Source organism: Sphingobacterium sp. SRCM116780, from assembly GCF_021442025.1.
In the GTDB taxonomy this organism is placed as follows: Bacteria; Bacteroidota; Bacteroidia; order Sphingobacteriales; family Sphingobacteriaceae; genus Sphingobacterium.
Genome location: NZ_CP090446.1, coordinates 527,904 through 541,402, shown reverse-complemented (window position 1 = coordinate 541,402; position 13,499 = coordinate 527,904). Strand labels below are relative to the sequence as shown.

Sequence of the window (13,499 nt, the reverse complement as noted above, 5' to 3'; positions counted from 1 at the left end):
TTTTCTTTGCAATATTTGAAGAACGATAGACTTCTTGTCTCAAATTTGCGATTCTCAGAGCGTTTATACCTCACGTTTATATAAGGTTTTTCTCTCTATATTTATTGTATAAGGGGACTTTTTAGGCCTCCTTATATGTTCACTATCTAGATGCTGGTTATTAATCTTGGATTGCTTTTACACCAGGTAAAACTTTACCTTCCATATACTCTAATAAAGCTCCTCCACCAGTAGATACATAACTGACTTGTTTTGTCATACCAAATTTAGAAACAGCTGCAGCAGAATCTCCTCCACCGATTAATGAAAATGCACCATTTTTAGTCGCTTCAACAACAGCATCTGCAACAGCTCTAGTACCAGTCGCAAAGGTATCAAATTCAAAAACGCCCATTGGACCATTCCAAAGAACTGTTTTCGAAGACCTGATAATAGCTGCAAATGCCTCCCCAGATATTTTTCCAATATCTAAGCCTTGTAAATCTGCAGGAATTTGATCATTCGGACCATCATACACATTTGCATCATTTGAAAATGCATCCGCAATTTGCGCATCAGTAGGCAATACTAAATTAACTCCTTTAGCAGCTGCTTTTTTCACCAATTCAGTTGCTAAATCTAATTTATCTAATTCAACTAAAGATTTTCCGATCTCACCTCCGCGAGCTTTTACGAAAGTATAAGCCATACCTCCTCCAATAATCAAATTATCAACGCGATCCAATAGTGCTTCAATTAACTCCAATTTATCCGAAACCTTAGCCCCACCCATAATTGCTGTAAATGGACGTTCAGCATTATTCAGCACTTTTTCGGCATTTCCAATCTCTGCGGCCATTAAATATCCAAAATATTTAGCTCCAGAGAAAAATTGAGCAATAACAGCAGTTGAAGCATGCGCACGATGTGCCGTTCCAAAGGCATCATTCACGTATACATTCCCTAATTTGGATAATTTTTCAGCAAATGAAACATCTCCTTTTTCTTCCTCTTTATAAAACCGAAGATTTTCTAATAGCAAGACTTGACCTGCCTGCAAGTTTCCTGCTTTTTCAATAGCCTCTTCGCCAATACAATCATTTGCAAATTGAACATCTACTCCTAAAACTTGCGATAAGTGTGCTACAATATGTTTAAGTGAATATTTATCTGTTGGTCCATCTTTTGGTCTTCCTAAGTGTGACATTAAAATAACAGAACCACCATCTTTTAATATTTTTTTTATCGTTGGAGCAGCTCCTTGAATTCTATTATCATCTGTAATATTAAAATTATCATCTAAGGGCACATTAAAATCAACACGTATCAACGCTTTTTTGCCTGCGAAGTTTAAATCATCTACTGTTTTCATCTCTATTATTTATGTGAAGTATTATTTATCTATTAGTATGGACAGATAAATATAAAAAAAGCCTTTTATTATCCGAATAATAAAAGGCTTTTTTTAATTAATTTACATTAATTAATGTATTTCAATCGTATAAGGCAGTTTAGCCTGGATACCTGATTGGGTTGAAACATTTTTAATAATATTAAAATAATTATAAAACTCTCCCATTTGTTCCTTCGCCATCCACACTTGCACCTTTTCTTTAGAAGAAGATAAGAAAGAGGTAAATGGATCTTCTTTAGCTGGGTATTGCTTAATTGCATATTTATCTAATTTTGCTTTTTTAGCAGCTGATTTAATCGCATCCTCAATTCCACCAATACGATCAACCAATCCAATTTCTAAAGCTTGTTTTCCTGTCCAGACACGTCCTTGACCAATTGTATCAACTTGAGCAATTGTGATTTTTCGACCATCTGATACTCTTTTCATAAATGTCTGATACACATGATTGACTTCCATCTGTATAATATCTCTTTCTTCTGCAGTTAAAGGTCTATCTGGAACCATTCCTAAATCAGAAAATTTACCTGTTTTAACGCCGTCAAAATGTACACCTATTTTATTATTCAATAGATTTTTAAAATTTGGAATCACACCAAAAACACCAATTGATCCTGTAATGGTGTTATTTTCTGCAAAAATCGAATCCGCTGCAGCAGAAATATAATACCCACCTGAAGCGGCATAATCTCCCATCGAAACAATAACTGGTTTAACCTTCTTTGTTAATTCAACTTCTCTCCAAATCACATCGGAAGCTAAAGCAGAACCTCCAGGTGAGTTAACACGAAAAACAACTGCTTTCACATCATCGTCCTCACGTAGTTTACGAAGTTCTCTGGAAATCTTTTCAGACCCAATCTCACCAGTTTCTCCCTCTCCTCCTACAATTTCTCCCTCGGCATATAATACTGCTACATTAGCATCTCCACTCGTATCGTTAGCTTTTGATTTATAATCTAACAAGGAGACAACGGACAAATCATCTTTGGCGTCTACACCTACTCTTTTCTTTAACTCTGCAATAAGTTCATCTTTATATAATTTAGCATCTGCCAATTTATATTTCACAGCATCATCAGAATTTCTAACCAAATAATTGCTGGCTATGTTTTTCAATGAATCTGGAGTTATTTTTCTTGAAGTTGAAATCTCTTGAATAAATGTATCATAGATACTGCCTAAATAAGAAGTTACTTGTAAACGATTCGCTGGACTCATTTCATTTAAGAAAAATGGTTCAACAGCACTTTTAAAGGTTCCAACTTTAACAACTTGCATGTCAACACCAAATTTATCAAAGGCGTCTTTCATAAACATCGTCGAGCTAGCCAATCCTTTAAAATCAATAGCACCTTCTGGATTGACATATATTTTATCAGCAACACTTGCTAAATAATAAGCCTTTTGTGTATAGTTTTCATTATAAGAAACGATAAATTTACCTGAAGTCTTAAAATCTAACAAAACATCCCTAATCTCTTTTAAACTTGCAAAACCAGTAGATACCGTACTTAAATTCATGTAAATACCCTTGATTTTACTGTCTGACTTTGCATTTTTGATACGAGCGATAATATCATCCAGACCCAAATTCTTTATATTATATCCAGGGATATCTAATGATCCAAAAGGATTTTCTACGGTTCTTTCTGAAATCGAATGATCAAAAGAAACATACAAAATGGAATTATCATTCACTACAGTTTCTTTTTCCGAAGACGCTGAACTCACAATTGCTCCAATAATGCCTAACGTTATTATAAATAATACCACTGCTGATATCACGATCCCAGTTACAGTAGCAAGCACATATTTAAAAAATGATTTCATAAAATAAATTTTCTAAAATTTAAAATTAACCTATTAGTCTTCAATTCACCACAAATGTTACAAATATTTTTTAATTCTTTTATTTTATTTAACTAAAATTCTATATTTATAAGGTGAAAAGTAGCTACATTTTATTAGGAGCGAATCTTGGTCATCGCATATTGCAATTAAATCAGGCGCAAGAATTGATTGAAAATTTGATTGGAAAAGTAACAAATGCTTCCACCATAGTGGAAACAGCTGCTTGGGGTAGGGAAGATCAGCCCAGCTTTTTAAATCAAGTAATTGAAATTGAAACAAGCCTTAGTCCTATTGAAGTATTTGAAGTCTGCCAAACAATAGAAAATAAACTTGGAAGAATTAGACATGAAAAATGGGGTGCTCGCGTAATCGATATTGATATTTTATATTATGGAACTGAAATCATCCATCTACCGACCCTTCAAATACCTCATCCTTATCTTCAAGATCGAAAATTTACCTTGATTCCTCTTGCTGAAATTGCACCAGGCTATATACATCCTATTTTAAAAAAGAGCAACGAAGAGCTCTTAGCATTATGCCAAGATACATTAGACGTACACATTTATAAATAATATGTATAAACACATTAAATCCGCGATTATTGAACAAAATATGTTTAGTAATTCAGATATGATCAAACAATTCGTTGGTCTATATTGTACTCAAACTCCTTTAGATTTTGAAAAATTAGAAAAAGCTGTTTTGCAACAAGATTATAAAGGAATAGGTGATGCCGCACACCATATTAAACCGACAATGGAATATATTGGTGCCTCACATTTGAGAGATCACCTCCAAAAAATAGAACTTCTTGCCAAGGAAATGAATGACATTAATAGCATTCAAATTGAATTTCTTTCGTTAAAACCTCAATTCGAAGAGCTATACACTGAACTTGAACATTACGAAAAATCACTATAATTTTAACCTTTTTCTTTTGTATAGTTAAAATGCACAATAGAAAGAAGAATATAGATGAGTAGTATTAATGGCAAAGCGACAAATTGAAAAATAGCAAAAAGTGTAATAGCTAAAATGACAAAAATAAATTTAAATTTATTTTCAGACCAAGACAGAGATGACAACTTCATCGAAAACAACTTAATTTCACTGATCAACAGGTAACTTGTCAACGCGATACTGATTAACAAAAAATAAGGATTCAATATTATCTGAGGATACTTTTGCGCAATAAAAGGTAACGACAAGACATAAAATGTATTCATAGGTGTATTTAAGCCTATAAAATCTGTAGTCTGCCGCTCATCCAAATTGAATTTTGCCAATCTTAAGGCTGAAAAAACAGTAACGACAAAACCTAAATAAGCGACGATGGATATTGGTTCATTTGGAAATACCTTTGTCAATAAGGTATAAAGAATGACACCTGGTAAAAAACCAAAACTAATCATATCCGCTAATGAATCCAGCTCCTTTCCTATTGTTGACTTAACATGTAACAGTCGCGCAACCATACCATCAAAGAAATCAAAGATACCAGATGCTAATACACAATAAGCTGCAGTCATATAATCACCCTTTAGCGCAAATAAGACTCCAATACATCCACTAAAAAGATTTAAGCAGGTTATCGTGTTAGGAATATGTTTTTTCATATTTATTTATCTGTTAATAAAAAAGCCATCATTTTAATAAATGATGGCTAAATTATTAAAATCAAATGGGATTATCCATTCATACTGATCAAAAACTCTTCATTTGACTTGGTGCCACGCATTTGCGCTAATAAAAATTCCATTGCTTCGTTAGAATTCATATCTGCTAAGTGATTACGTAACACCCAAAGACGACGAATAGATTCTTTATCCATTAATAGATCATCACGACGCGTACTTGATGCTGTCAAATCGATAGCAGGGAAAATACGTTTGTTTGCCAATTTACGATCCAATTGTAACTCCATGTTACCTGTACCTTTAAACTCTTCGAAGATCACTTCATCCATTTTAGATCCAGTCTCTGTCAATGCCGTTGCTAGAATAGTTAACGAACCTCCATGCTCAATATTACGAGCAGCACCAAAGAAACGTTTCGGTTTATGTAAAGCATTTGCATCTACCCCTCCTGATAAGATTTTACCTGAAGCAGGTGCAACCGTATTATAAGCACGAGCTAAACGAGTGATGGAGTCTAACAAGATCACAACATCATGGCCACATTCTACCATACGTTTCGCTTTTTCCAATACGATATTAGCAATTTTCACATGACGTTCAGCAGGCTCATCAAAAGTAGATGAAACCACTTCAGCACGTACACTTCTTGCCATGTCTGTCACCTCTTCAGGACGTTCATCAATTAACAAAATAATTAAATAAACCTCTGGATGATTTTTTGCAATTGCATTAGCAACTTCTTTTAACAGATTTGTTTTACCTGTTTTAGGTTGTGCTACAATAAGACCACGTTGTCCTTTACCAATAGGTGTAAACAAATCCATGATACGTGTTGAATAGTTACTTGTACCCAAATCCAAATTCAAACGCTCATTCGGAAATAAAGGAGTTAAGAAATCAAAAGGAACACGATCGCGTATTTCTGCAGGATTTTGACCATTGATCGCCTCTACGCGTACTAATGGAAAATATTTCTCACCCTCTTTAGGAGGACGAATACTACCTCTAACAGTATCTCCAGTTTTCAGACCAAACAATTTGATTTGTGACTGAGAAACATAAATATCATCTGGAGAAGTTAAATAATTATAATCTGAAGAACGTAAAAATCCGTATCCATCAGGCATAATTTCTAATACTCCTTCATTAACAATTACATTGTCAAAATCTGCATTTGATGAACTTGATTCTACTTTTGGAGCTGTTGAAGGAGATGCTTTTGCTGCTGGAGCTGTTTTTATATTTTCTGGAGACTCGGTAGTTACTACTTGACTAACTGAATCTACTTCGTCATTTTCTCTTTTGCGAACACTTATTGGTTCTGCCGTTTTCGCTGTTCTTGTTCTTTTTCTAGGTCGCTCAACTGATTCATCGGCATTTTCTTCTTTTGCTGGAGAAGTATTGTCCGATTCGTCACCTGTGCTGATAATTTTTTCTATTAGTTCTTGCTTTCTCAGCTTATCAGCATCAGCGATACCTATTAATTTTGCAATTTCGCGTAATTCAGACACGAGTTTTGCATTTAATTCATTAATATCCATTAAATTTTTATTATGATATATTAGGATTTTATTTTAAAGTGAAATCTATTTATTTCGCTACATTAATCATTATGATTAACACACAAAGGGATTTAAGAACTAAGTGATTTCTTTTACACCTGAAGCGGAATAAATTATGAGAACCTGCACAAAGAAAAAAAACAATTCTGACAATTCAAAATTAATCATGAAAAATATTGGGCTTAGATGGAATTATTTTTTATTAAATCGTTTTATTAAAATATAAACGCACTTATTTACATCAATATTATATTTGAATATGATATTTTTTTTTTAAGTTAGCGAATCAAAAAAAATTAAAGCAAACGATTTAAATGGAAAATAAACTCATTAAAACAAATTATCCAGCCCTTTATACATTAATCATTGTATTTTTCTTTTGGGGCTTTATTGCAGCAGGAAACAGTGTATTCATTCCTTTTTGTAAAAATTACTTTCATTTGGACCAATTTCAATCACAGCTGATTGATTTTGCATTTTATACAGCTTATTATTTAGGTGCGTTACTATTGTTTATTTTCAGTACATTTTCAGGAAAAGATTTAGTTGGAAAATGGGGATACAAAAAAAGTATCGTTTATGGTTTGCTTTTTTCCGCTTTAGGTGCCGGAGCCATGATAGTTGCTGTTGAAGTTAACATTTATATCGGTATGTTGCTAGGCTTATTCACCGTTGCTTTAGGTTTTTCTCTTCAACAAACGGCAGCTAATCCCTTTGCCGTTTTATTAGGAGACCCAAAAACTGGAGCATCACGTGTTAATCTTGGTGGAGGAATCAATTCATTTGGAACGACGATTGGTCCATTAGTAATTGGTTTTGCCTTATTTGGAACTTTTGAAAAAATTTCAGATTCTGAAATTGCAAATCTACCTTTAGATAAGGTCGTATATCTATATATTGGAGTAGGTCTATTATTTTTATTGGCTGCTAGTCTATTTTACTTTAGTAAAAAAGTTCCTCCTGGAATTAGTAATGAGCCAATGGAAAAAGCAAATAAAGCGTTGAATACATTAGTCATCATGACAATTTTGCTTTTTACGATGTTTACTCCTGTGTTTTTAAGTTATAAAAGTGATGCCGCCATTCATTTAGAACAATTACAAGCACAATTAAAAACCTTATCTGATCAAGTAAGTATTGATCAATTAAAACTTCATATCAAAGAAATGGCACATCCATTAGAAATACAAAGAATGCTTTGGTTAGCAGGAGCATTGATTGTAGTCATTGGAGGTTTAATATTCGCGAATGTAAGAGCACAAAAAAATGCGGAAGGATGGGGAGCCATGAAATACCCACAACTTGTCTTAGGAATGATTGCATTGTTCTTATACGTCGGTATTGAAGTCGCTATTGGAAGTAATTTAGGGGAATTACTTCATCTAAAAGAATTCGGTAGTCTTCAATCTTCTCAAATCACTCCTTATGTCTCGATGTATTGGGGAAGTATGATGATTGGACGTTGGGCTGGAGCGATTACAGCATTCAACTTAACAAAATCAACGAAGAATATCTTATTGATTGTTGTTCCTTTGTTGGCTTTCTCTATTATAATAGGTGTAAATTCGATGGCTGGATTTGACATGTCACACTTATATTATTATGTTATCTGTATTATTATACAAATTATAGCATTCTATTTGAGTAAAGAAAAACCAGCTAGAACTTTAGTCATTTTTGGATTATTTGGTATAACAGCGATGACAATAGGTCTCCTTTCATCTGGAACAGTAGCGATTTATTCTTTTCTAACAGGCGGTTTAGCTTGTTCTATCATGTGGTCATCCATATTCAGTCTTTCTATTGTTGGACTTGGAAAGTATACAGCACAAGGATCAGCATTCCTAGTTATGATGATTTTAGGTGGGGGTATCATTCCTCCTATTCAAGGTAAGTTAGCGGATATTATAGGTATCCACAATTCTTACTTACTTCCTTTAATCGGATTTGCATATATTGTATTCTTTGCAATTGCTGTTCGAACAGTATTGAAAAAACAAGGAATCAATATCGATGAGGTTGAAGCAGAAGGAGCACATTAATTTCCTTAAATCAGCAACTAATTGTATAAAATACACTAACAAATCAACTTTTTAGCGAACACAAAAATGGCCTTAAATACAATTTAAAGGCCTTTTTTATAGATAAAGAATAATTTATATTAAACATTTTTTTATTTTAGTGTTATGATTATACATAAATTATAAATAAAAAAATGTATTTTCGAAAATCGGATTAAAAAAATCCTATTTAAAAACGCAAACTCAATTAAAACTACTCAATAATGATCATTATTGCTGACGGAGGATCAACAAAAACAAACTGGTGTTTGTTGGACGATTCAAACAAAAAAATTTACTTCAATACTGAAGGATATAACCCATACTTTGTAGATAGCGAGTATATCGTTAATTCTTTAAAAAAAGGTCTGCCAAATGATTTACCTTATGATGATATTAAAGAGGTTAATTATTATGGAGCTGGTGTTCATAATGAAGAAAAAGCAGAAATCGTTGTAAAAGCTATTCAAGAAGTTTTCCCAAAAGCTCAGGTTGAGGTTGGTCACGATCTACTAGCTGCTGCACGCGCTTTATTAGGTACAGAATCAGGATTTGCTGCTATTTTAGGAACAGGAACAAATTCATGTATTTATGATGGTCATGATATCACCTATAACATTGATTCTTGTGCATACATCTTAGGTGATGAAGGTAGCGGTAGCTATATTGGTAAAAAATTATTAACAGATTATATTCGCGATTTAATGCCTCAGGATGTACGTAAAGTATTTTATGATACTTACAAAATTACTCCCGATGAAATTATGGACGCTGTTTACACAAAACCATTAGCCAATCGTTTTTGCGCAAGCTTTAGCAAATTTGTCTATGACAATAATGTAAATATTGAATATACTCGTGCTATTGTTGAGGATGCGTTCGAAGCATTTTTCAAAAACTTAGTGAGCAATTATCCAAATTATCAAAATTATACATTCAACTGTATTGGATCTGTAGGGTATAACTTCCGAAATGTTTTGGAAGATAAAGCAAAACAATATGGAATGAAAGTTGGAAAAATCTTACGCTCTCCTATTGATGATTTAGTTCAATTTCACATTAATAGAGCTACAAAATAATTTCGAATCATTTCTAGTTAAAAAACAAAGGGTGAAGATATTAATATCTTCACCCTTTGTTTTTTAATGATTTCATAACAAAGCATTTATACAGACATCATACTAAAATGCGTCTTTTGAAAAAACATGTTATGAAACGCAATCTAGATATCGTAGTATTATCAGACATTCATCTTGGAATGTATGGCAGTCATGCAAAAGAGTTACTCTACTATTTGGAATCTATAGCTCCCAAAATGTTGATTTTGAATGGTGATATCATCGATATTTGGCAATTCAAAAAAAGCTACTTCCCATCAGAACATTTACATGTTATCAAGAAGATCATCGATTTAAGTGCAAATGGAACAGAAGTTTATTACATCACAGGCAATCATGATGAAATGCTTCGAAAATTTGCAGATTTAAAATTAGGGAACATTAAATTAACCAACAAACTCTTACTATCGCTAAACAATAAAAAGGCCTGGATATTTCATGGAGATGTTTTCGATGCTTCCATTCAACACTCAAAATGGCTAGCCAAATTAGGAGGTTGGGGTTATGATAAACTCATTCAATTGAATCATTTCATCAATTGGTTTTTACTTAAGATGGGAAAGGAAAAATATTCTTTATCCAAGAAAATAAAAAACAGTGTAAAAAAAGCAGTTAAATATATTTCCGACTTTGAGACAACCGCAACCGAACTTGCGATTGAAAAGAACTATGATTATGTTATCTGTGGTCATATTCATCAACCTCAAATTAAAGAAGTAATTACGAGAAAGGGAACCGTTACTTATATGAACTCTGGTGATTGGATTGAAAATCTGAGTAGTTTAGAGTACCATAACGATGAGTGGAAATTATTTCATTACGAAGATTATAAAGAATCCATTATAAAAAATAAACTCACAGAGACACCGCTATTTACATTGGAAGATTTAAAAAAATTAGTCTCCATATAAAAAAATCAATAGGGAGAGCGATAGATTCCCCTATTGATTTCAACTATAGCGAGATTGATTCTCCGATGGCAGGTAAATAAAGTGTTTTACCAACATTCGAAAATTTTTCTGAAGCTTCCTCTTTATTAATCTGAATAGGCGGAAAAGAATCATAATGAATCCCAACAATTCTATCACAATTAATGAATTCAGCAGCACGCACAGCATCATCAACATCCATGGTGTAATGACCACCAATAGGTAAAAATGCCCAATCTAAATCAAGGTCTGCCAAAAGTTTCATTTCCAGTGTAAGCGCAGTATCTCCCGCAAAATAAATCTTCTTACCCCCTACTCTTAAAATAAAACCAACTGGAGCCCCACCATATTGCCCATCCGGGGTACTATTACTATGCTGTGCATACACAATCTTTACTGTCCCAAAAGTTGTTTTAAGCGTTCCTCCAAGGTTGAATTCAATTACCTTATTATCTGGAACCCCTTGTCTTCTTGCCCATGCAGCCATCTCCAAAATAGCAACAACTGTGGATTGACTATTTTTCTGAATTTCAACCATATCCGCAACATGATCTTGATGACCATGGCTCAAGAAAATATACTCAGGTAAAATAGACTTGATATCCACTTCTTTTGCCAATGAATTATAAGTAATGAAGGGATCAAATAATACCTTATGTCCATCAAAATCAAATTCTATACAAGAATGACCGTAGTATGTCGCTTTCATAAAACTATTGATTAAATAAACCTCCTAATCCACCAAGCATGTCCTGACTCGCAGCCGACATTTCCGCTTGACTAACATTTTCAGCCTGTGTCATTGCCTTATTTAAAGCTACGACAAGTAGTTCTTCCAACTCTTCTTTATCCGCGTTACTCAAGAAGATCGGGTCGATTGTAATCTCTTTAATTTCCTTATTAGCAGTAGCTATTACCTTTATCAATCCTCCCTCAGCTTCTCCAAAAACAGAAATATGATCTAATCGTTGTTTAATTTCTTGCGCCTTTTGTTGCGCCTGGAATAATTTATCAAACATAATATATAATCTAAATGAACAATCCTAAATATAGTGCAATTTACAAATTTGAATTCAAATCATAGATGACAAAATAACCTTTCATTTTAATTCGCAAATCAAATCATCATTTGTAAATTTGCAAGATGCAAAGCAATCAAGAAATTTTAGTTGAATCCATTCTGAATCAATATGAAGTTGATCAAGCTCTTTTACCCGATGGAATTTTAGAGACCATCTATTCCATACCTACAGATTTAGTGAGCAGTAGTGACGTGATGAGCTATACGAAGCAAGTAGGCGAATTATTAGATAAAAAAGAAAAAACTATTGAACTTTTAGAAGTACTAGACGAAGAAGTACATATTATCATTCATAAATTAAAATTCATTACTGCAAACGATCGTCCAAAAGTAATTGTATTAGACGGATTAAATCCAGCAATCATAAATACAAGCAGTTATCTACAAGAATGCATTAAAATTGCAGGAGGTATACCCACGAACGAGATTTTAGAAGCCGACAAGATTATTATCATTAATGAAGAAGAAATAACAATCGCTCAGGTTCCTTCCTTATTATCAGAATCCGTGTGGAACGAAAGCAATGCAATAAAATTAAACCAAGTTTTCTTGATAAATAAAGCAGGTTTTGGAAACACTCCAGGCAAAAACTACTGTTTAGAGTTAGAGACATTAGCCGAAATATTACAACCGAAATACTTTTTCTATGGCCTAGAAGGAGATACTTGGATGCAATTTCAACTCGCATAAAAAAAAGCTGACTTGAAAAAGTCAGCTTTTTTTATGCAAATCTTTTCCGTATCAACTCATATAGCTTATCAACAGCATGAGGTTTTTCAGTCCATTTATTTTTCACTGCGTAATTCGTTTGTAAAAATGCATCTGCTTCCGCATAATCATTACATCTATTTAATAATTCAATCGCCTCACTATAAGCTAAACTGTAACCATTAAAAAGATCCTTAATGAACAGCAACTTATCATTCAAATTAATAACAGCTTTGATATCCTTCACTTGTCCCGAAGTTCCTGTTGGGGTATTCATTTCATATACACGATTCTGAATACCAGCCTTTTTTTGTTGAGAAATGATTTCATTCAATGTTAAAGGACGATTTGCAACCTCATTTTCAACAGGTATTTCTACTGGAATTTCTTCTTTGATAACAATTTCTTTCGATTCTTCGATTACTTCATTGACCACAACAACCTCTTGTTGATGCGTTTCTTCAAAAATAGGAGATTCTTCATTCAATCCACCATCTTTATGCTCTGCTACAGATTTTTCAAATGTTATATCTTGTTCAACTGATTCCGTTTGTGTATCATCTTTTTCAACAACAGCTGGTTCCTCTTGCAAATCAGTCGCAAATTCTTGTACAGCAGTTTCCTTTTCAACAACAGCAACTTCATCCTCATTTACAATAAGTTGTTCCACTACAGGAGATTTTTCCGCTACAATTGGAAGCTCCACTTGCTCTTGTTGCTGACTTTGAAACAAATTTGAAGGTGGAGTAAAATAATTATTAAATGCTACTTTCTCTGCCTCCTTGACTTGAGTTAATACTTTTGGCGTAGCAGGTTCATCTTCACGATTTAATAACACCTCCTTATCCAATAAATCTTGCGCTTTAAGAACTCCAATGTTAGCCGTGATATACTGTGCTGTAGCTTCTAACAAAGCCAAATCAACTTTTTTATTTTCGAAACCATTTTCTGACAGCGATACATATTGCGTATTCAACTCTTGCAATAAATCACCTATTTTATCAAACACATTCTGTTTAGTAGCCATAATTTATATATTCCTCTTGTCTTAGAATCCCTTGAAAAACTTAAATTTTACAAAGGAAATGAGACATCAATTTCAACTTACTGATTTATACGTTATTGTTAAGTATTTAGCTTTTATAGAGTCAAAT

Annotated in this window: 13 protein-coding genes; 6 read left to right on the top strand and 7 right to left on the bottom strand. The window is 33.2% G+C overall.

Annotation, left to right across the window (positions count from 1 at the left end):
- Window positions 1-160: 160 nt before the first annotated feature.
- Together LZQ00_RS02190 and sppA are read right to left on the bottom strand one after the other, a co-directional pair.
- Entirely contained in the window at window positions 161-1,351 is a 1,191-nt protein-coding gene (locus LZQ00_RS02190) for a phosphoglycerate kinase (protein ID WP_317259288.1), read from the bottom strand.
- Between the two features lie 111 nt (window positions 1,352-1,462).
- Window positions 1,463-3,226: a signal peptide peptidase SppA gene (sppA, locus tag LZQ00_RS02185; RefSeq protein WP_234511536.1), complete on the bottom strand. Its 1,764-nt coding sequence runs from the start codon at window positions 3,224-3,226 to the stop codon at window positions 1,463-1,465.
- 113 nt (window positions 3,227-3,339) lie between these two features.
- On the opposite strand from sppA, the gene folK reads away from it, so the two are divergent.
- Both folK and LZQ00_RS02175 read left to right on the top strand, forming a co-directional pair.
- Complete coding sequence (gene folK / locus LZQ00_RS02180) at window positions 3,340-3,822, top strand: 2-amino-4-hydroxy-6-hydroxymethyldihydropteridine diphosphokinase (RefSeq protein WP_234511534.1); 483 nt, start codon at window positions 3,340-3,342, stop codon at window positions 3,820-3,822.
- Between the two features lies 1 nt (window position 3,823).
- Window positions 3,824-4,171 carry an Hpt domain-containing protein gene (locus LZQ00_RS02175; RefSeq protein WP_234511532.1) on the top strand — a complete coding sequence of 116 codons (348 nt, stop codon included), beginning with the start codon at window positions 3,824-3,826 and terminating at the stop codon, window positions 4,169-4,171.
- A 2-nt stretch (window positions 4,172-4,173) separates the two neighbouring features.
- Here the strand turns inward: LZQ00_RS02175 and pssA are convergent, their stop codons facing one another.
- Together pssA and rho are read right to left on the bottom strand one after the other, a co-directional pair.
- Window positions 4,174-4,866: a CDP-diacylglycerol--serine O-phosphatidyltransferase gene (pssA, locus tag LZQ00_RS02170; protein ID WP_234511530.1), complete on the bottom strand. Its 693-nt coding sequence runs from the start codon at window positions 4,864-4,866 to the stop codon at window positions 4,174-4,176.
- Between the two features lie 71 nt (window positions 4,867-4,937).
- Window positions 4,938-6,428, bottom strand: coding sequence for a transcription termination factor Rho (gene rho / locus LZQ00_RS02165; RefSeq protein WP_234511528.1), 1,491 nt, complete (start codon window positions 6,426-6,428; stop codon window positions 4,938-4,940).
- Window positions 6,429-6,763: 335 nt separating this feature from the next.
- Between rho and LZQ00_RS02160 the strand changes: the two genes are divergently transcribed.
- The 3 genes from LZQ00_RS02160 to LZQ00_RS02150 all read left to right on the top strand — a co-directional run bounded on the left by LZQ00_RS02160 (window position 6,764) and on the right by LZQ00_RS02150 (window position 10,538).
- Window positions 6,764-8,491 carry an MFS transporter gene (locus LZQ00_RS02160; protein ID WP_234511527.1) on the top strand — a complete coding sequence of 576 codons (1,728 nt, stop codon included), beginning with the start codon at window positions 6,764-6,766 and terminating at the stop codon, window positions 8,489-8,491.
- A 242-nt stretch (window positions 8,492-8,733) separates the two neighbouring features.
- Window positions 8,734-9,588: an N-acetylglucosamine kinase gene (locus LZQ00_RS02155; protein ID WP_234511526.1), complete on the top strand. Its 855-nt coding sequence runs from the start codon at window positions 8,734-8,736 to the stop codon at window positions 9,586-9,588.
- Window positions 9,589-9,719: 131 nt separating this feature from the next.
- Window positions 9,720-10,538 carry a UDP-2,3-diacylglucosamine diphosphatase gene (locus LZQ00_RS02150; protein ID WP_234511524.1) on the top strand — a complete coding sequence of 273 codons (819 nt, stop codon included), beginning with the start codon at window positions 9,720-9,722 and terminating at the stop codon, window positions 10,536-10,538.
- Window positions 10,539-10,581: 43 nt separating this feature from the next.
- Here LZQ00_RS02150 and LZQ00_RS02145 read toward each other — a convergent pair whose 3' ends face one another.
- Window positions 10,582-11,265: a metal-dependent hydrolase gene (locus LZQ00_RS02145; RefSeq protein WP_234511522.1), complete on the bottom strand. Its 684-nt coding sequence runs from the start codon at window positions 11,263-11,265 to the stop codon at window positions 10,582-10,584.
- Between the two features lie 4 nt (window positions 11,266-11,269).
- Complete coding sequence (locus LZQ00_RS02140; protein WP_234511520.1) at window positions 11,270-11,575, bottom strand: YbaB/EbfC family nucleoid-associated protein; 306 nt, start codon at window positions 11,573-11,575, stop codon at window positions 11,270-11,272.
- 125 nt (window positions 11,576-11,700) lie between these two features.
- On the opposite strand from LZQ00_RS02140, the gene LZQ00_RS02135 reads away from it, so the two are divergent.
- On the top strand, window positions 11,701-12,327 hold the full coding sequence (locus tag LZQ00_RS02135) for a hypothetical protein (RefSeq protein WP_234511518.1): 627 nt from the start codon (window positions 11,701-11,703) through the stop codon (window positions 12,325-12,327).
- A gap of 31 nt (window positions 12,328-12,358) precedes the next feature.
- Here LZQ00_RS02135 and LZQ00_RS02130 read toward each other — a convergent pair whose 3' ends face one another.
- Window positions 12,359-13,372, bottom strand: coding sequence for a hypothetical protein (locus tag LZQ00_RS02130; protein WP_234511516.1), 1,014 nt, complete (start codon window positions 13,370-13,372; stop codon window positions 12,359-12,361).
- Window positions 13,373-13,499: the final 127 nt, after the last annotated feature.